The sequence below is a fragment of the Paraburkholderia sp. GAS199 genome, assembly GCF_050436585.1.
Lineage (GTDB): Bacteria > Pseudomonadota > Gammaproteobacteria > Burkholderiales > Burkholderiaceae > Paraburkholderia.
In genome coordinates this window covers 463,688-480,316 of the sequence record NZ_JBNDMM010000006.1, presented here as the reverse complement: position 1 = coordinate 480,316, position 16,629 = coordinate 463,688, and the positions used below count along the sequence as shown (strand labels likewise).

Annotated in this window: 13 protein-coding genes; 6 read left to right on the top strand and 7 right to left on the bottom strand. The window is 63.5% G+C overall.

What is annotated here, in order from left to right; translation table 11 throughout:
* Positions 1-62: 62 nt before the first annotated feature.
* The 4 genes from P3T18_RS24125 to P3T18_RS24110 all read right to left on the bottom strand — a co-directional run bounded on the left by P3T18_RS24125 (position 63) and on the right by P3T18_RS24110 (position 7,500).
* Positions 63-1,022 (bottom strand): glycosyltransferase family 9 protein, encoded by a 960-nt coding sequence (locus tag P3T18_RS24125; protein WP_429302477.1) that lies wholly within the window; start codon positions 1,020-1,022, stop codon positions 63-65.
* Positions 1,019-2,041, bottom strand: a complete 1,023-nt coding sequence (locus P3T18_RS24120) for a glycosyltransferase family 9 protein (RefSeq protein WP_429302476.1) — start codon at positions 2,039-2,041, stop codon at positions 1,019-1,021. Before P3T18_RS24120 ends, P3T18_RS24125 begins: the two co-directional genes overlap by 4 nt.
* A gap of 126 nt (positions 2,042-2,167) precedes the next feature.
* Positions 2,168-4,411 carry a TonB-dependent receptor gene (locus P3T18_RS24115; RefSeq protein WP_429302475.1) on the bottom strand — a complete coding sequence of 748 codons (2,244 nt, stop codon included), beginning with the start codon at positions 4,409-4,411 and terminating at the stop codon, positions 2,168-2,170.
* A gap of 242 nt (positions 4,412-4,653) precedes the next feature.
* Positions 4,654-7,500 carry a bifunctional diguanylate cyclase/phosphodiesterase gene (locus P3T18_RS24110; RefSeq protein WP_429302474.1) on the bottom strand — a complete coding sequence of 949 codons (2,847 nt, stop codon included), beginning with the start codon at positions 7,498-7,500 and terminating at the stop codon, positions 4,654-4,656.
* A 355-nt stretch (positions 7,501-7,855) separates the two neighbouring features.
* Between P3T18_RS24110 and P3T18_RS24105 the strand changes: the two genes are divergently transcribed.
* From P3T18_RS24105 to P3T18_RS24090, 4 genes are all read left to right on the top strand, one after another.
* Positions 7,856-8,236, top strand: coding sequence for a DUF1090 domain-containing protein (locus P3T18_RS24105; protein ID WP_429302473.1), 381 nt, complete (start codon positions 7,856-7,858; stop codon positions 8,234-8,236).
* A 243-nt stretch (positions 8,237-8,479) separates the two neighbouring features.
* Positions 8,480-8,953: a FecR family protein gene (locus P3T18_RS24100; RefSeq protein WP_429302472.1), complete on the top strand. Its 474-nt coding sequence runs from the start codon at positions 8,480-8,482 to the stop codon at positions 8,951-8,953.
* A complete protein-coding gene (locus tag P3T18_RS24095; protein WP_429302471.1) occupies positions 8,953-9,576 on the top strand; it encodes an OmpA family protein in 624 nt (207 codons plus the stop codon). Before P3T18_RS24100 ends, P3T18_RS24095 begins: the two co-directional genes overlap by 1 nt.
* Positions 9,577-9,649: 73 nt before the next feature.
* Positions 9,650-11,134 (top strand): CHASE2 domain-containing protein, encoded by a 1,485-nt coding sequence (locus P3T18_RS24090; protein ID WP_429302470.1) that lies wholly within the window; start codon positions 9,650-9,652, stop codon positions 11,132-11,134.
* A 73-nt stretch (positions 11,135-11,207) separates the two neighbouring features.
* On the opposite strand, the gene P3T18_RS24085 is transcribed toward P3T18_RS24090, so the two are convergent.
* Positions 11,208-11,468 carry a hypothetical protein gene (locus tag P3T18_RS24085; protein WP_429302469.1) on the bottom strand — a complete coding sequence of 87 codons (261 nt, stop codon included), beginning with the start codon at positions 11,466-11,468 and terminating at the stop codon, positions 11,208-11,210.
* A 270-nt stretch (positions 11,469-11,738) separates the two neighbouring features.
* Between P3T18_RS24085 and P3T18_RS24080 the strand changes: the two genes are divergently transcribed.
* Positions 11,739-12,089, top strand: coding sequence for a hypothetical protein (locus P3T18_RS24080; protein ID WP_429302468.1), 351 nt, complete (start codon positions 11,739-11,741; stop codon positions 12,087-12,089).
* A gap of 121 nt (positions 12,090-12,210) precedes the next feature.
* On the opposite strand, the gene P3T18_RS24075 is transcribed toward P3T18_RS24080, so the two are convergent.
* Both P3T18_RS24075 and metE read right to left on the bottom strand, forming a co-directional pair.
* A complete protein-coding gene (locus P3T18_RS24075) occupies positions 12,211-12,855 on the bottom strand; it encodes a hypothetical protein (RefSeq protein ID WP_429302467.1) in 645 nt (214 codons plus the stop codon).
* A gap of 439 nt (positions 12,856-13,294) precedes the next feature.
* Positions 13,295-15,586 (bottom strand): 5-methyltetrahydropteroyltriglutamate--homocysteine S-methyltransferase, encoded by a 2,292-nt coding sequence (metE, locus tag P3T18_RS24070; protein WP_429302466.1) that lies wholly within the window; start codon positions 15,584-15,586, stop codon positions 13,295-13,297.
* 112 nt (positions 15,587-15,698) lie between these two features.
* On the opposite strand from metE, the gene P3T18_RS24065 reads away from it, so the two are divergent.
* A complete protein-coding gene (locus P3T18_RS24065) occupies positions 15,699-16,607 on the top strand; it encodes a LysR family transcriptional regulator (RefSeq protein WP_429302465.1) in 909 nt (302 codons plus the stop codon).
* Positions 16,608-16,629: the final 22 nt, after the last annotated feature.

Genomic DNA, 16,629 nt, shown 5'->3' with positions numbered 1-16,629 from the left:
GATTCTATCTTTACTCAGGCATCCCCTCGCGCCACGCAAACCGGTCGCGTGAAATCATGCTGCTATGACATCGGCTCTTCGAGTTTGAGTTGTTCGAATGAGCGCAACACGCGGCGCGCGGTCAACGCGAACTTCCAGTAGCGCTCCTTCAGTGCAGCGCCGACGAACACGTTGCGCGGCAACACGATCGCGCCGCGTCCCCAGTTGGGCCGCCAGGTGCGCGCCAGTCCGCGTCGCATGAAGAGTGAGAGCGTCGGTACGCCGAGGGCGGAGGCGAGATGGCCGAGACCGGAATCGTTGCCGATGAACCAGCCGGACTCGGCAATCCACGCGGCCACGTCGGCGAGACGTTCGAACGAGCGCAGACACGCCGCAGCGTCGGGCTCGCCGAGCCACGCGGTCTTCTCTTGCGGCGCCACGAGGAAGCTCGGGCTGAAGCCGCGCCGCGTGAGCTTTTTCGCCAGCGCGACGAACTTTTCGCGCGGCCACATTTTCTGCACGTGACTGCCGGTGGGATGAATGGCGACCCGCTTTTCGTGCGCCCGGAAACGGATTTCCGGCGGCGCGGCGATGCCTGTCTCGCGCGTGATGTTCGAGAGTCCGAAGCAATCGCGCGCGACATCGACCAGCATGTCGATCATGTGCGAGTGCGTCCTGAACGGTTCGAGTGACACGATTTCACACACCGCATTGCTTGCAGATAGCGCCGCGCCTTCCGTTGTGGCGCGCAACTGGATCACCAGATCGAAGCGCCGGGCTGGGTCGGCGCTGCGGACCACGTCGATCTCCGGGAACCACGCCGCCAGTTCCGCCACGACCCAACTCACCACGACGGGACGGTAGCCGTTACGCACAAGATTGTTGACGAGGACCATCATCAGCAGCGAATCGCCGATCGCGCCAGGCAACACCACGACGATCGAAGCGGCGCCTTGCAGCGACAACTTCGTGTTTGCGCACGGAATCGTGCTGACCTGTGTGCCCGGCTTCTCGCCGACTTGCGTACTCGAATTCATGCTCATGTCGGTGTGATCCTGATCGCGGCTTGCGTGGCGATTTGCGCTGCGGACTCTGGCGTCGCCTCCACCCGCGAGCGCAGCGATTCGAACGCAGCGGCGACGCGGCGCACCGAAATCGACTCGCGCCACCAGCGTTCCTTCAGGCCGGCGGTCGGAATCCACCACGGCGGCACGACGACCGCGCCCGCCGCAAAGCCCGGTCGCCAGCGCTGCGCGATCCTGCGACGGCGAAACACCGTGAGCGTCGGCACACCTAGCGACGAGGCAAGATGACCCACGCCGGAATCGTTGCCGATAAACCAGCCCGATTCGTAGAGCCACGCGGCGAGTGCCGAGGTGTCGGCGAAATGACGTAGGGGCGGCAGCGCATGCAAAATGCCGAGGCTGTCCCAATGCGGCTTTTCGCTTGTTTCCAGCGTGAATTGCGCTTCAAAACCGTTTCGCGCGAGGTGTCGCGCGAGGCCGACGAAACGCGTGCGTGTCCAGCGTTTGTCGTCGCTGCTTGCTTCGGGATGCAAAGCAACGCGTGTCGAATGGCGACGAAACACGAGCCCGGCGGGCGCCCGCATACCGTTCGACACCACCACATCGCGCAACCCGAAATGTCGGGCGGCGAAGGCGGCGAAACGTGCCGCCATGCACTCGCCGTTTTTCGCGTATTCGACGTCGTGCAGATGGATGAAGCCGGGATGCCACTCCTGCAGATCCGCGCAAGGACGATCGCGGTGCATCTGCACGACCGTGGCATAGCGCGCCAATACGTCGCGCGCTTCGCTAGCCCGCAGCGCGGGTGCGACGGACATACCCGGCAGCCAGGCGGCAAGCGCGTTCGCATGGTTGCCGAATACCTGAACCTGCCGGCCGGCGCGCGCGAGGTTATGAGCGATCACCAGAAGATTGAGCGTGTCGCCGAGCGCGGGCGACATCACGAACGCGATCGACTGCTGCGCGGGCCGTCGCGTGAACGCGGACGGTTCACGCGAAGCGGTCGCCTGGGCGAACGGGACTTCGTCGCGGGTCATACACTTGCCTCGGGTTGCCCTGGTCGAGTCGGCGGACTCAGTTTGTTTTACCGCTGGCGATAGTGTCACAGAAGACGTTACCGGTGATGTCCGAAGTCTTGCCGTTCCTTTCTGCCGCGACCGGCCTCAGAAGTCGGTCGTGAGCGACAGCCAGGCGGTGCGCGGCGCACCTTCGGTCAGGTATCCGCCGAGCGCGGACGACCAGTACGCGCGATTGGCGACGTTGGTCACCATCAGGCGGAACGTGGTGTCGTGTTTGAGCACCTGGGTTTTGTAGCGTGCGCCGACATCGAAGCGAGTCCACGCGGCAACCGGCAGCGTGTTGGCCTCGTCCAGATACTGTTTGCTGGTGTAGATCGCGCGGGCCATCAGGGTGACGCCGTTCAACTGCGGGATGTCGTACTCGACGTTGGCGTTGGCGGTCCAGGCCGGCACACCGATCGGATGATCGCCGTCGTTGGTGCCGCCGCTGGTGTTTTCGAGCTTCGCGTCGATGAACGACACACCGCCCATCACGCGCAGACCTTTGACGGGCTCGCCGTATGCCGACAATTCGACGCCGCGATGGCGTTGCGTGCCGTCGGTCGCGTAGATGCCGGTGGTGCTGTTGGTGTACGCCACGGGCTGCTGGATCTGATAGACCGCGAGCGCTGCGCCGTAGTGATTCGCGTCGTATTTGATGCCGGCCTCGACCTGCTTCGCGCGGTACGGCGCGAGCACTTCACCCACGTTCGCCGCGCCGCTCGGCGCCGTGCCGCCTTCGGTCAGGCTCTCGCTGCGGTTCGCGTACAGGGAGAGATTCGGCTGGATCTTGTAGACCGCACCAAACACCGGCGTCGTGGCCGATTCGTTGTACGACGAAGACTGCACGCCGGTGCCGTACGCGTAGTTGTTGACCAGCATCTCCTGATGACGCAGGCCGACGGTGAACAGGAAACGGTCGTGGAAGAAGCCGAGCGTATCGGAGACGGCGACGCTGCGCATCAGCGTGCGGCTCGTCACGCCGGGGTTCTCGAAGTCGCCGAGCGTGTAATACGCGGCGGGGCGCGCCACCGCCGGCGTGTTGTAGAGACTGGTGGTGAACGAACTGCCGAGGTCGTAGGCGCTGCGGCCTTCCACTCGATTGATCAGCGCGCCCACGTTGACGGCGTGGCTCACCGGGCCGGTATCGAAGCGTCCGCGCACGCCGACTTCCGCGGACTGTGCGTCTTCCTTGTGCGGCACGCCCATGCGATACGCAGTGGTAGTGCCGTCGTCGTAAGTCGGGCTCGCATAGTCGCCGTGTTCGTCCGAGTGACGCACGCCGCCCGCCGCGTACGCGGTCCAGTTCGGCGCGAAGTCGTACTCGGCGCGCAGCATGCCCACAGTGTCTTCGGTCTCTGAGTACGACCACGACTGGCCGTAGTTGTAGCTCGCGGACGGCGTGGCGGGCACCGTCGTGCCGCTCATGTAGACGACGGGCCGGCCGTCCGAGACATGCTGCTTCTGGTAGATGAAATCGCCTTCCAGCCGCAGCTTTTCGCCGCGATAGTCGAGTGCGATCGACGTCTGCTGCGTGTGGCGCTGTTCGTCGTGAATGCTGGTTTCGCCGCCTTCCACCGTTTGGTTCACGCGGATGCCGAACTGGTCGTTATCGCCGAAGCGGCGGCCGATGTCCACGTGCGTGCCGATCTGGCCCGAAGCGCTGCCTTCCACGGTGACGCGGGTGAGCGGCTTGTCGTCCGCGCGCTTGGTTTCCAGATTGATGCTGCCGCCGATGCCCGAGCCGCCCGGCGCCGCGCCGTTCACGAAGGCATTCGCGCCTTTGAAAATGTCGACGCGTTCGAGCGTTTCCGTCGCGACCAGCTGGCGCGGCGTGATGCCGTACAGGCCGTTCAAGGCAACGTCGTCGCTGTAGACCTCGAAGCCGCGAATAATATAGTTTTCCGAAAAATTGCCGTAACCATAGGCCGTGCGCACGGCCGGGTCGTTGGCGACCACGTCGGCGAGCGTGTGCGCCTGCTGGTCTTCGATCACTTTCGAGGTGTAGCTCGTGACCGAGAAGGGCACGTCGATCAGCTTCTGCTGACCGAGCACGCCGATCTGCGCGCCGCTCGCCAGCTGGCCGCCGGGATAGGCGGGTGCGAGGTCGCCCGGCAGTGCGGTACGCGCGGCGTCGACGGAAATCGCGGGCAGGGCATTCGTGGCACTGGTGGCGCTGGTGGCGCTGGTGGCGGTCGCCGTGCTATTGGCCGGCGCGGCGTCGTCGGCACGCGCGTTAATCGCGACGAGCGCGAGCGGCACGGAGATCAGCGGAATGGCGCGACGCACGGCAAGGGCGAGCGTGGAGAGGCGTTCCTCTGGGAAACGCAGACGGCGGCTAGAGATCATCAGGAATGGGCAACGTTAATGACGTCGGAAAAGCGCCTGAAAACGCAGTCGGACGACATGCGCGGCGTATTCCGCTATCGGTACAGGGCAGCAGCGTCCGGCGTGGTTGGGAGCGGGAAACTCGAGCCGGACAGCAGGGAAGCGATGTTATCTCTAAATGAGAATCATTGTTATTTTGAAATCTTCTGCTTCCTTACCTCGGTGACCGAGCGCACGTCGGCGCTCGTCCCGCTGCGGCGCCGTTATCGCGCGTACTGCCAGAGCGGCGAACTGACGAGGCTGTCGAGCGGCATCGGCCGGTCGAAGAAATAGCCTTGCGCCTGGGCCGCGCCCATTTCCTGCAGCACGGCCAGCGTGCTGGCGTCCTCCACGCCTTCCGCGACGAGCGTCAGACCGAGCGACTCGGCCATGCGCACGATGGCGCGAACGATCGCGCGGCTGCGTGAACTTGCGGTGAGTTCGAGAATGAACGACTTGTCGATTTTCAGGCCGCTGAAGCGGTACTGATGCACGTAGCTCAGCGACGAAAAGCCCGCCCCGAAATCGTCGAGCACGACGGACATGCCGTTGTCCGCGAGACGCTGCATCGTGCTGCGCGCGAGATCCGGCTCGGCGACCAGCGCGCCTTCGGTCAGTTCGAGGCACACGCGCGAAGGCGCGACGCCGTGGCGCTGCAGAAGCGCGAGCACTTCGTCGGCGAACTCGGGGCGCGTGATGCTGTAGCTCGAACAGTTCACGTGCACGCGCGGCCAGTCTGCGTGCTGCGGCTGCGCGAGAATGGCCGCCACGCAGGTGAGCATGTAAAGATCGACCTTGCCGATCAGCTTCAGCCCTTCGACTCGCGGCAGAAACTCGCCGGGGCCGACTATTTTTCCGTTCGCCTGACGCCAGCGGATCAGCGCTTCGAGCGCCACCACTTCGCCCGTTGCGACATCGACGATCGGCTGGAAAAACGGCAGCAATTCGTCGTCGCGCTTGAGTGCATTGCGCAATGCGCCTTCGCGCTCCACCTGGTCCGACACCTCGCGCCGCAACTCGTGATTGAACACGACGAAGCTGTCGCGCCCCGCATTTTTCACGCGATACATGGCGAAATCCGCGTCGCGCAGCAGGTCCGCGGGCTCGCGATGATATTGCTGGTCGGCCGTCACGATGCCGATGCTGCACGAAGAAAACACCACGTGTTCGTCGATATGAAACGGCAGATCGAACTTCGCGAGAATGCGTTCGGCGACGGTCACCGCATCGTTGAGCGGCGCATCCGGCGAGAGCACCGCGAATTCGTCGCCGCCCAGCCGCGCAAGCAGATCGCCCGGCTGCAGACAGGCATGAAGACGCGCGGCAGCCTGCACCAGCAGCAGGTCGCCGCAATGGTGACCGAGGTTGTCGTTGACGATCTTGAAGCGGTCGAGGTCGATGAACATCACCGTCAACTGACAGCCGTCCTCGCGATAGGCGTGCCATGCGGCCTGCAACCGGTTCAGCAGGTGAGCGCGATTGGGCAGGCCGGTGAGCGAGTCGTGCGAGTTCTCGTGCACCAGCCGGGCGTTGGCGTTGTCGAGTTCCTGGGTGCGGATCTGCACGCGTGCTTCGAGTTCGGCGTTGGCCGCGTGCAGCGCTTCGGCGGCACGCCGGCGCGACAGCGCCGTGTCGATGTGGCGTGAAACGAAGGTGAGCAGTTCCTGATCGCGCGGCGAATAGCGCACCAGTTGCGCGTAGCTTTGAACCGCGAGCACGCCGCGCACGTCGTCGCCGTCGAACAGCGGCACGCCGAGCCAGGAGCGCAGGCGCACGTCGCGCCCGCCGAGATCGATCGTGCCTTCGGCATTCAGGCGCAGCGCCTCGTCCTCGTCGATCAGACAGGGCCGGCGCTGACGGATCACGTATTCGGTGAGACCGCGCTGACCGCGGCGCGGCGGCGGCGGGGCGATGCTTTCGTCGACGTAATACGGAAAGGAGACGATCTGCGTTTCGGTGTCGAACAGCGCGATATAGAAATTGCGCGCATACAGCAGCTCGCCGACGATGCGATGCAGGCTGCGGAAAAACTCCACCATGTCGCCCGGCCGGCTCGACAGTTCGGCGATCTGGAACAGCGCGGCCTGCAGATGTTCGGCGCGCTCGCGCTCCGCGATACCTTCACGCAGCGCCACGTTGACGAGCGACAGCTCCGACGTGCGCAGCGCCACCTGCTCCTCGAGATCGGTGCGGTGCAGAATCCGGTCGAGCGCCATCGCCACGTGGCGGGCCACGACGAGAAACAGCGCGCGGTCTTCGGCGCTGTAGACGCGCGAGACGTCGTACACCTGCATCGCGACCATGCCGAACACTTCGTCGGACGCATTTTTCAGCGGCGCACCCATCCAGAATTCCGGACGATCGCCGATCGGATAAAAGCGGCCCTCGGCTTCGGCGATGCTCATCGTGGCGGCGTCGGCGAGCAGCGGCTGACCGGTGGTCAGCACGTGCGCGGTCATCGAAAGACGCTTCGGATTGAGGACGTCGTAGTTTTCCGCTTCCATCACCGCGGTGTCGATCACGTCCACGTAATACGGATACGTGATCCGGCCGCTCTTGCGGTCGTACAGCGCGAGGTAGAAGTTTTCGGCGTCGATCAGCGTGCCGAGGCGTTCGTGAACGCGTCGCAGGAATTCGGCGCGCTCGGGCACCGAACTCGCCAGATAGGCGATCTCGTACAGCACCCGCTGCGTGTTCTGCGCGCGGGCCAGTGCATCGGTCTGGGCGCGCTCGCCGAGATTGCGGGCGAATTCGCGCAGGCTTTCGTCGCCGGAAAACGCGTCGGGCGCGACCAGCCAGCCGAGCACGCTTTCGCCGCGACCCGTCGGCCAACGCTGCCAGCCGCGCGTCGCGCAGAGTTGCGCGAGTTTTTCCTCGTGGATGTTTTGCGGCCACGCCGGTGACTCGTCGCCCTGACCGGCGAGGTGCAACTGCTCGCCCGCGCGATACCACGCCCACGTCGCCGCCCACGGCTGGCCGCAATCCCGCACCGCGCGAAGCTGGGCTTCAATGGTCGGTACGTCCGGCACAGCGCTGTCGGCTGCAGTCCGGTTAATGAACGCGTCAATCATCGAGAAACACTCTTCGCCGTGCGAGGGAAAAATTCCGGCCCGCTTGATCTGTCTGTTGGTGGGATGCATGCCGGAGGGACGCACGCGAACTGGCCGCACGTCGGTCCGTCTATCACGGGCTAACGGCACGCGCCGCCCGGGGCTTGAGCGGTTTTTCTCGGGCGCGGTCCAGCGGGCCGCGAATGGCACGACCGGTCGATTCCGGCGCGTCGCCATCATCGGCCCGCGCGTCGCGTTCGTGCGTTAGATTAGTATTGTCGGCGAACAAAAAACGGATTGGCGGACGTCGCGCTTTGCGAAGTTCGGGCGTATGCCGTGTCCGGTGCGAATGGTCCATTTTTTTCATGAGGTTTCGATGAACGCGGCGCTCAAGGTAGTTCTGGTCGGCATGGCGATTTATCCGATGACCGGTTTTGCGCAGACGAACAGCTGCGACACCAAACGTCACGCGATCGAGCAGGAAATCGCCTATGCGCAGGCGCATGGCAACGGCAAACGCGTCGATGGACTGGAGACCGCGCTTGCCCAGCTGAACGCCAACTGCACGGACGCCACCTTGCGCAGCGACGCGCAACGCAAGGTGGCGTCCGCGCAAAAGAAGCTTGCCGAACGCGAGGAAGACCTGAAGAAGGCGAAGGCCGACGGTAAGGGCGCGAAAAAGATCGCCGACCGGCAGCGCAAGGTGGACGAGGCGCATGCGGAGCTGGAGAAGGTGCAGATGGAGGCGGCGCAGTGAGGTGAAGGGGGCGGCCCGTGATGAGCGTTTGACGGGTGAGTGCGGCCAAGCGCACAGAGCGGCGCGCTGCCAGTCGCTATTCTGTTCTGCGGCACAGGCGTGCCTTTGCGCTTCTATCGGGCTGAGTCCGCGCGGGTGAGCCGCCATCACCCGCAAAACCACCACAACCATCCAGTCGACCCCGGGGACACACGCTGCGTTTGCCAGCAGTGCTCATGCAGCAGGCGCCAGCAGGAGTCAGCCATGCGTCTCCAGGCCGTTCAGTTTGCGTTGCTTCTCACGTGCGGTTGGACAGTCAGCTTGCCGGCCTTCGCCGTGGACCCCGACGCCGCCGGCGTGGTGAAAACCGTCAAGGGCACGGTTCAGATCGAGCACGGCGGCGCCAATGCGGGCGCGGTGATCGGCAGTCAGGTTTATGGCAGCGACCGCGTCGTGACCGGGCCGGATTCTTCCGTCGGCATCACGCTGCGCGACACCACGCAACTCTCGGCCGGCGCCAATACGGTCCTCGAACTCAACAAGTTCGCTTTCGATACCACCACGCACGAAGGCGTGCTCGACGCCGCCGTCAAGCGCGGATCGCTCGCCGTCATCTCCGGAAAACTGGCCAAGGCGAATCCGGATGCCGTGCGCTTCAGTACGCCGACCACCACGTTGGGCGTGCGCGGCACGGAGTTCATCATCGAGGTCGACGGGCAACAGGAGGGCGGACACTGATGAGCGCGCCAATCACCCGTGAACGTTCGCGAGCGGCGTGTTCAAGCCTGCTCGCCGCGCTGTTCGTGCTGACGGCTTGCAGCACGCCCAAAGACCGGATCGTGTTGCTGCCCGACCCCGAGGGCAAGGTCGGTGCGGTCGTGGTGCACAGCGCCACCGGCGAGCAGACCATCGACAAGGCCTACGGTCAGGCGGAAGTGAGCCAGAGCGGCACGATCGAGAAAACCGTCGACAGCCAGTCCGACGTGCAGACCCGCTACGCCGACGTGCTCGCCGCCCGGCCGCCCCGGCCCATGACCTTCACCATTTTCTTCCTGTTCGACTCGGCCACCGAACTCGCGCCGGAGTCTGACGCCACGGTGCAGAAGCTCAAGGCCGTTCTGGCGAAGTGGCCGGCGCCGCAACTCGTGGTGGTCGGTCATACGGATCTCGCCGGTTCTCAGGATTTCAACGACAAGCTGTCGATGCGCCGCGCGCAGACGGTGGCGGCGTTTCTCGTCAAGGAGGGCATTCCGGCGAAGGAAATCGACGTGGCCGGGCGAGGCAAGCGCGAGCCGCTGGTGCCCACCGCGGACGGCATGCCGAACCGTATGAACCGCCGCGCGGTCATCACCATCCAGTGACACGCGGCTCTTCAACGCCAAACGGAACGCCGACCCGCGCATTGCCGCGACGAAAACCGCCCATGAAACGCCGATGAAACGCTATTACACGCCGTGGCTCGATCGGACCCGGGCGCTGTTTCAGGCGGCTCAGGGACGTCCGATGGCGTTGGCGGTGCTGCTAGGTCTGAACCTCATCAACCTGTCGAGCGAATGGCCGAGCGACCTGCATGAACCGGCCTTGGTGGTCTGGCTCGACGAGGCGCTGCCCGATTCGTTCAAGACTGCGCGGCAGTTGCTGTTCGACCAGTATCAGCGCCACTTTCCGCGCGTGCCGACCACGCAGCCCGTCACCATCGTCGAGATCGACGACGAGACGCTCGCCACGGTCGGTCAGTGGCCGTGGCCACGCAACCGGCTCGCGGGTCTCGTGGACGCCATCGGCGCGCTCAAGCCGCTGGCGATCGGCCTCGACATCTACATGCCCGAACCGGATCAGACCTCGCCGGACAAAGTCGCCGCCAACCTGCCGCCGACGGCCGCCGCGCTCGCTGCCGAACTGCGCGCGTTGCCGAGTCACGAGGCGATTCTCGCGCGTTCGCTGCACGCCGCGCCGACCATCCTCGGTGCCGCGCCGCTCGATCACGACACGTTCGCCGCCAGCACCGATCTGCAAAGCGCGCCGATTCTGGTGCACGGGCCCGATCCGCTGGATCGCGTGCAGCGTTTCGACTACGTGCTCGCGAGCCTGCCGCAATTGCAAACCGCCGCCCACGGGGAGGCGATGCTGAGCGTGGCGCTCGAACAGGGCGTGGTGCGGCATGTGCCGCTCATCATGGGTCTGCGAGAAAAGCTGGTGCCCAGCCTGCCGATGGAAATGCTGCGGCTCGCCACCGGCTCGTCGGCGATCGACGTCTTCGCGGGGACGTCGGGCGTGCAGGCGGTGGGCGTCGCCGACGTGCGCGTGCCGACCCAGCCCGCCGGCGACGTCTGGCTGCACTACGCGTCGATCCGCTCGACGCTGAGCCGTTACGTGTCGGCGCGCGACATCCTGCATGGGACGGTGGACCCCGAGCGCATTCGCGACAAACTGGTGCTGGTGGGACTGACGGGCGCCGGTGTCACCGATATGCGCACCACGCCGTTAGGCGAACTGGTACCCGGCATCGAGATTCAGGCGCAGGTCATCGAGACGATTTTCGAAGGACGCTTTCTGCACCGTCCTCCGTGGCTCAAGTGGGCCGAAACGGCCTTCATCATGACCTTCGGCCTGCTGATCATCTGGTACGTACCGCGTCCGACTTCGCGTCTCGCCGTGTTTATTCGCGTCGTACCGAAGGGCGTGGCGGCGCTGGGCCTTTCTCTGCATCTGCTGAATCTGTTGTGCTGCTTCGTGATTTTCATGCGCTTCGGACTACTGGTCGATGCGGCGGCGATCTTCATCATTCTGTCGGCCGTAATGGGCTGTTTTCTTTCTTCCTCGCTGCTGCGCGGTGAGGTCGCAAGGACGCCGGATGGCAGGCTCGTGATCGAGCCGGAAGACACCGGCAATCCGGCACGCAAGGCACCCAGAACCTGACGACGTGCCGGTGAAGGTGTGCAAACGCTTTCCTGCATTTACACAAACTTCGCACAAACGTTCGTTTGAAGCGTCAGCTGAAGTCGCCGGTGCCGAGCACGATCATGGCGAGTCGTGGATTGGCGCGGCGCGACTTGTAGGCCGCGAGGCGTATTTTCGATTTGTTTGCCCTGAATACGTCGGATGGCGAATTACCTGTGTCGTCCCTAAGGATTTGCATCGCATGTGCCGATATACGGGCAGGGATCGTCGCAGTGCCGTCGTGGATCGTGAAGCTCAGATGTCCGCTGGGTGTGTCGTCGCGCGGGTCCGCTATGTCGAATACCTGTTCCACGATGGTGTCTCCATGGAAATACCGGCGTCTTTGCAAAGCAGCTTCGCGAGACGCGAATGAGGGTATTGAGTGTGCTGAATGGATACGTGTCAGCAAAAAACGGACCGCTGCCGTCGTCATTCAGGCTGCGAGACGCCATGCGCGACGCGAGAATATGGCTTTAATCAGGCCACATGTTGTATTCACGCCAACAGAAATTTTTCCCGATCCGGCGTGAGTATTGGCGCACAGAAAGGCTGCGGGCATTGCTTATATTGATTGCCTTGGGCCATGGCGGCCTTTAGAGGGATGTTACTCACATTCCCCAATCGTCTTTATTTTTCTCCGGCCTATCATGGCTGCGTGAGTGCTTGGGAGGGCGCATATATGGCGATCGGTTATTTTGTCGACGGAAGGCGGGTGAACCCGCATGCGCCCGGCGATCTCTTGTCCGCGGATTCAGTGGCCGAATTACACGGCGACGATTTCGTACGCACGTTCGGCGCCGAAATGTTCCGGCGCCTGCCGCTCGATCAGCAGGCCGCCGTCGTAAAAGCGTGGGCCGACGCCTATTCGATCATCAGCGCCGAGCGCGGCAAGGCGTTTGAAGCACTGCTAGGCGAAATTTTCGCCACGGCCTGAGCGGCGAATTCATACGGCAGTTTCCACGACGCGCTTCTGTCTTGAAGCGTGCATGACATCGCACGTCTTCGTGTGGCGGTAGCGGGCCTTCGCAGTTTTTTTCCGGGCTAAACCGCATCCGCTACACGCTAGGCTGATGCCGCTCTTTATCTCTGGGACCGTGCCGTTCGTCCGACACCTGCCTCGGCGAGCGATTTGCACCAGACCCGCCAGCGTGTCGTGGATCGTCATGATGCGGATGCTCGCTGCCCGCCATCCGCTGATCGTGCGCATGATCGTGTGACATGCCATGGCCGGACGCGGCGCTCGCGTGACGTGACACGTCGTGATGCGCAAAGTGCGTCGATGCGTGGACCGGCGGATGAACCGGCGCGTGCGCGGGCCGATGAGCCGCGACCGAACGCAAGTTCTCGCGGCGCAGAAACACTTCGCGGCGTCGGTCGCCGTGAGCATAGAAATGTCGGTGACGGTGTCCGTCCGGACCCATGGCCCAGATATACGTGCTGCCGTTGATGAACACGATATCGGCGTTGGCGGCGCCGGAGATGTAGATGTCGTTCGTTTCAGGCATCACTTCTTCCACGACAACCGGCCTCGCGACAACCACCGGCCGCGGCGGAGGCGCACTCGTCACTACCGTGGTAGTCCGCTGAGGATAGACGGCGGGGCGTGCGTTGACCTGCGCGGTTCCTGTCGTCGTGCATCCGCCCAGATAAAACGCGGCGATAGCGCCCGCGAGCGATGCGGCCAGTCTTGTATTGTTCAAGCAGTGCTCCGTATTCCGACTCGTATGTTGTGTCGAGATAACGGCCGCTCGAAAGGAATCTTTAAGGGAAAATGAAGGCGCCGGTTTCGTCGCCCTGCGTGCGCCTGCGTGCGCCTGCGTCGGCGCGTCGTCGAAAACATCAGTTGCTGCCCGGCGGCCCGTCCATTTTCGGGTTTCTATGGGGCACTTCGACGTGTCCCGGGTCCGGTTGGGCGGACGAAGAAGAGGTCGACGACGGGTTCTGTGCGACGGATGTCGCGCAGCCCGTCATGAGCAGCAGTAAAGCCCAGAGTAGGGTTCTGGCCATCGTGGCCTCCGCAGTGGAAGCTCGATATTACGACAGAACTTCGTGCGTACCCGCGCTTCGGCTTCGGCGTGTCGTCACGAAGCGCGGGGTATCACACGTTACCGCAACGCGTTACGCCAGGTCACCGACCCGTCAGACCGATTCACGCAGGGTTTTCGCCGCGGCCACCATGTTCGTGAGTGCGGGAATCACTTCGGCCCATGCGCGGGTTTTCAGACCACAGTCCGGATTCACCCACAGGCGTTGCGCGGGAATGCGCTCGGCGGCTTTCTTCATCAGGTTCACGATGTGATCCTGGCTCGGAATGTTCGGCGAGTGAATGTCGTACACGCCCGGCCCGATCTCGTTCGGATACTTGAAGTGGTCGAAGGCATCGAGCAGTTCCATATCCGAGCGCGACGTTTCGATCGTGATGACGTCGGCGTCCATGTTCGCAATCGACGCGATGATGTCGTTGAATTCCGAATAGCACATGTGCGTGTGAATCTGCGTTTCGTCCCGCACGCCATTGGCCGTGATACGGAACGACTCGACCGCCCATTGCAGATACTCGCTCCATTGCGCGCGACGCAGCGGCAAACCTTCGCGCAGCGCGGCCTCGTCGATCTGGATCACGCGCACGCCGGCTTTTTCGAGGTCGAGCACTTCGTCGCGGATCGCCAGCGCGAGTTGATAGCACGACACCGAGCGCGGCTGGTCGTCCCGCACGAACGACCAGTTCAGAATCGTGACGGGACCCGTCAGCATGCCTTTCATCGGCTTGTCAGTTTGCGACTGCGCGTATCGGGTCCACTCCACCGTCATCGCTTTCGGGCGGCTGATGTCGCCGAACAGAATAGGCGGCTTGACGCAGCGCGAACCGTACGACTGCACCCAGCCGAACTGGCTGAACGCGTAGCCGTCGAGCTGCTCGCCGAAGTACTCCACCATGTCGTTGCGCTCGGCTTCGCCATGCACCAGCACGTCGAGGCCGAGTGCTTCCTGTTCCTTCACGGCGCGCGTGATTTCCCGCTCCATCGCCGCCTTGTAGCCGGCCTGATCGAGTGCGCCTGCCTTGAACTGGCTGCGGGCGTGACGGATTTCCGCCGTTTGCGGAAACGAGCCGATCGTCGTGGTGGGAAACGCGGGCAGATTGAGCAACGCGGACTGTCGCGCCGCGCGGCGTTCATAAGCGCTCGTGCGCCGGCCGAGTGAAGCGTCGATGCGCGCAATGGCGGCTTTCACGGCAGGGTTATGCACGCGCGGCGACGTGCGGCGGCTTTCGACGGCCTTCGCATTCGCCGCGAGCGCATCGGCGACCGACTCGCGGCCGTGATTCAACGCGCCCGCCAGCACCGTCAGTTCGTCGAGCTTTTGCAGCGCGAAGGCAAGCCACGATCGGATTTCGGCGTCGAGTTTCTGTTCGCTATTAAGGTCGACGGGCGTATGCAGCAGCGAGCACGACGGCGCGATCCACAGACGTTCGCCGAGTGCACGATGCAGCGGTTCGAGCCAGTCGAGCGCCGCCGTCAGATCGGTCTTCCAGATATTGCGGCCATTGATTGCGCCCACCGAGAGCACCGACGTCACGGGCAATTGCGCGACCACGGTCGTCACTTCGTCGCGTGCGTTGATCGCGTCGATGTGCAGGCCATCGACGGGCAGCTTGCACGCGAGTTCGAGGTTGTCCTGCAACTGGCCGAAGTAGGTGGCGAGCAGCAACTTCACGCGTCGCTCCGACAAGGCTTCATAGGCGGTGCGAACCGCCTGACGCCAGGTGGCGTCGAGTTCGGTGACGAGCACGGGTTCGTCGATCTGCACCCAGTCGATGCCCTGTGCCGTGAAATAGTCGAGCAGTGCCGCATAGACCGGCAACAGGCGCGGCAGCAGCGCGAGTTTGTCGGACTCGTCCTTTGCCTTGCCGAGCCACAGATACGTAATGGGTCCGATGATGACCGGCTTGGCTTTCACGCCGTGCGTGCGCGCTTCCCTCAACTGTTCGAGCAGACGCGACGGGTCCAGCGAAAACTTCGTGTTGGCATCGAACTCGGGGACGATGTAGTGGTAGTTCGTATCGAACCACTTGGTCATTTCGCCCGCCGCCACGCCGCCGCAGCACGCGTCGTGATCGTCGTTGCCGTGGGCCGAGCGACCGCGTGCGACGCGGAAATAGTTGTCGAGCGTGTCGCCATGAAAGCCGCGTACGCGCTCGGGCAGATTGCCGAGCGTGAAGCTCATGTCGAGCACCTGGTCATAGAACGAAAAATCGCCGACCGGTGCGAGATCGAGGCCGGCCTGGTCGTTCCAGTGACGCTCGCGAAGTTGCGCGCCGACGGCTTTCAGTTCATCGCGTGACGAGTCGTTTTTCCAGTAGCGTTCCAGTGCGAACTTCAATTCGCGTCGTGCGCCGATGCGCGGAAAACCCAGATTGTGTGTCGTGACCATGTTTCGTTCGCCGTTCAGAGGAAAGTATCTGGCAGCGATGATAGAATTTTCGATGTATGAATAAAAATGGATTTATTTCATACATGCATCGATTCTGTTCATGGAGCGGTTTATGCTGGAGCGCAGTCATCTGATGGTCGTGCGGGAAGTCGAGCGGCAAGGTTCGCTCACGGCCGCCGCCGATACGCTCAATCTCACGCAGTCGGCGCTCAGCCATGCGGTGAAAAAACTGGAGCAGCAACTCGGCACGCCCGTATGGTTACGCGAAGGCCGCTCGATGCGCCTCACGCAGGCGGGCCAGTATCTGCTGCGGCTTGCCAACCGCATGCTGCCGCAATTCGAACTCGCCGAAGAACGCGTGAAGCAGTATGCGCAAGGCGAGCGCGGCACCTTGCGCATCGGCATGGAGTGTCATCCGTGCTACCAGTGGCTGCTGAAGGTGGTGTCGCCGTATCTCGCGCGTTGGCCGGACGTGGATGTCGACGTGAAGCAGCGCTTTCAGTTCGGCGGCATCGGTGCGCTGATCGGCTACGAGATCGACGTGCTGGTCACGCCCGATCCGCTAAAAAAGGCCGAATTGCACTTTCAGCCCGTTTTCGACTACGAGCAGGTGCTGGTGGTGGCCGATGGCCATGCGCTCGCCGGCGAAGCCTATGTGACGCCCGAACAGCTCGCGAACGAGGTGCTGATTACCTATCCCGTCGAAACCGATCGGCTCGACATCTACACGCAATTCCTCACCCCGGCGAACGTCGTGCCGAAGCGGCACAAAACCATCGAGACGACCGACATCATGTTGCAGATGGTCGCCAGCGAGCGGGGCGTGGCCGCATTGCCGCGCTGGCTTGCGGAAGAATACGCGGGCTGGATGCCGCTCACGCCGTTGCAACTCGGCCGGAAGGGCATCGCGAAACAGATTTTCCTCGGCACACGCAAGGCGGATCAGGAGATCGACTATCTCAGCGCGTTCGTGAAGACCGCGCGCGAGTCGAAAGGGGCGGGGGCGAAGATGCGCCGCTAGTTTGCCCGCGATGCGGGCAAAC

What these genes read in the sequence shown, in the direction of transcription:
- P3T18_RS24125 (WP_429302477.1), bottom strand. Translation starts at nt 1,022, where the DNA reads ATGAGCATGAATTCGAGTACGCAAGTCGGCGAGAAGCCGGGCACACAG.
- P3T18_RS24120 (WP_429302476.1), bottom strand. Translation starts at nt 2,041, where the DNA reads ATGACCCGCGACGAAGTCCCGTTCGCCCAGGCGACCGCTTCGCGTGAA.
- P3T18_RS24115 (WP_429302475.1), bottom strand. Translation starts at nt 4,411, where the DNA reads ATGATCTCTAGCCGCCGTCTGCGTTTCCCAGAGGAACGCCTCTCCACG.
- P3T18_RS24110 (WP_429302474.1), bottom strand. Translation starts at nt 7,500, where the DNA reads ATGATTGACGCGTTCATTAACCGGACTGCAGCCGACAGCGCTGTGCCG.
- P3T18_RS24105 (WP_429302473.1), top strand. Translation starts at nt 7,856, where the DNA reads ATGAACGCGGCGCTCAAGGTAGTTCTGGTCGGCATGGCGATTTATCCG.
- P3T18_RS24100 (WP_429302472.1), top strand. Translation starts at nt 8,480, where the DNA reads ATGCGTCTCCAGGCCGTTCAGTTTGCGTTGCTTCTCACGTGCGGTTGG.
- P3T18_RS24095 (WP_429302471.1), top strand. Translation starts at nt 8,953, where the DNA reads ATGAGCGCGCCAATCACCCGTGAACGTTCGCGAGCGGCGTGTTCAAGC.
- P3T18_RS24090 (WP_429302470.1), top strand. Translation starts at nt 9,650, where the DNA reads ATGAAACGCTATTACACGCCGTGGCTCGATCGGACCCGGGCGCTGTTT.
- P3T18_RS24080 (WP_429302468.1), top strand. Translation starts at nt 11,739, where the DNA reads ATGGCGGCCTTTAGAGGGATGTTACTCACATTCCCCAATCGTCTTTAT.
- metE (WP_429302466.1), bottom strand. Translation starts at nt 15,586, where the DNA reads ATGGTCACGACACACAATCTGGGTTTTCCGCGCATCGGCGCACGACGC.
- P3T18_RS24065 (WP_429302465.1), top strand. Translation starts at nt 15,699, where the DNA reads ATGCTGGAGCGCAGTCATCTGATGGTCGTGCGGGAAGTCGAGCGGCAA.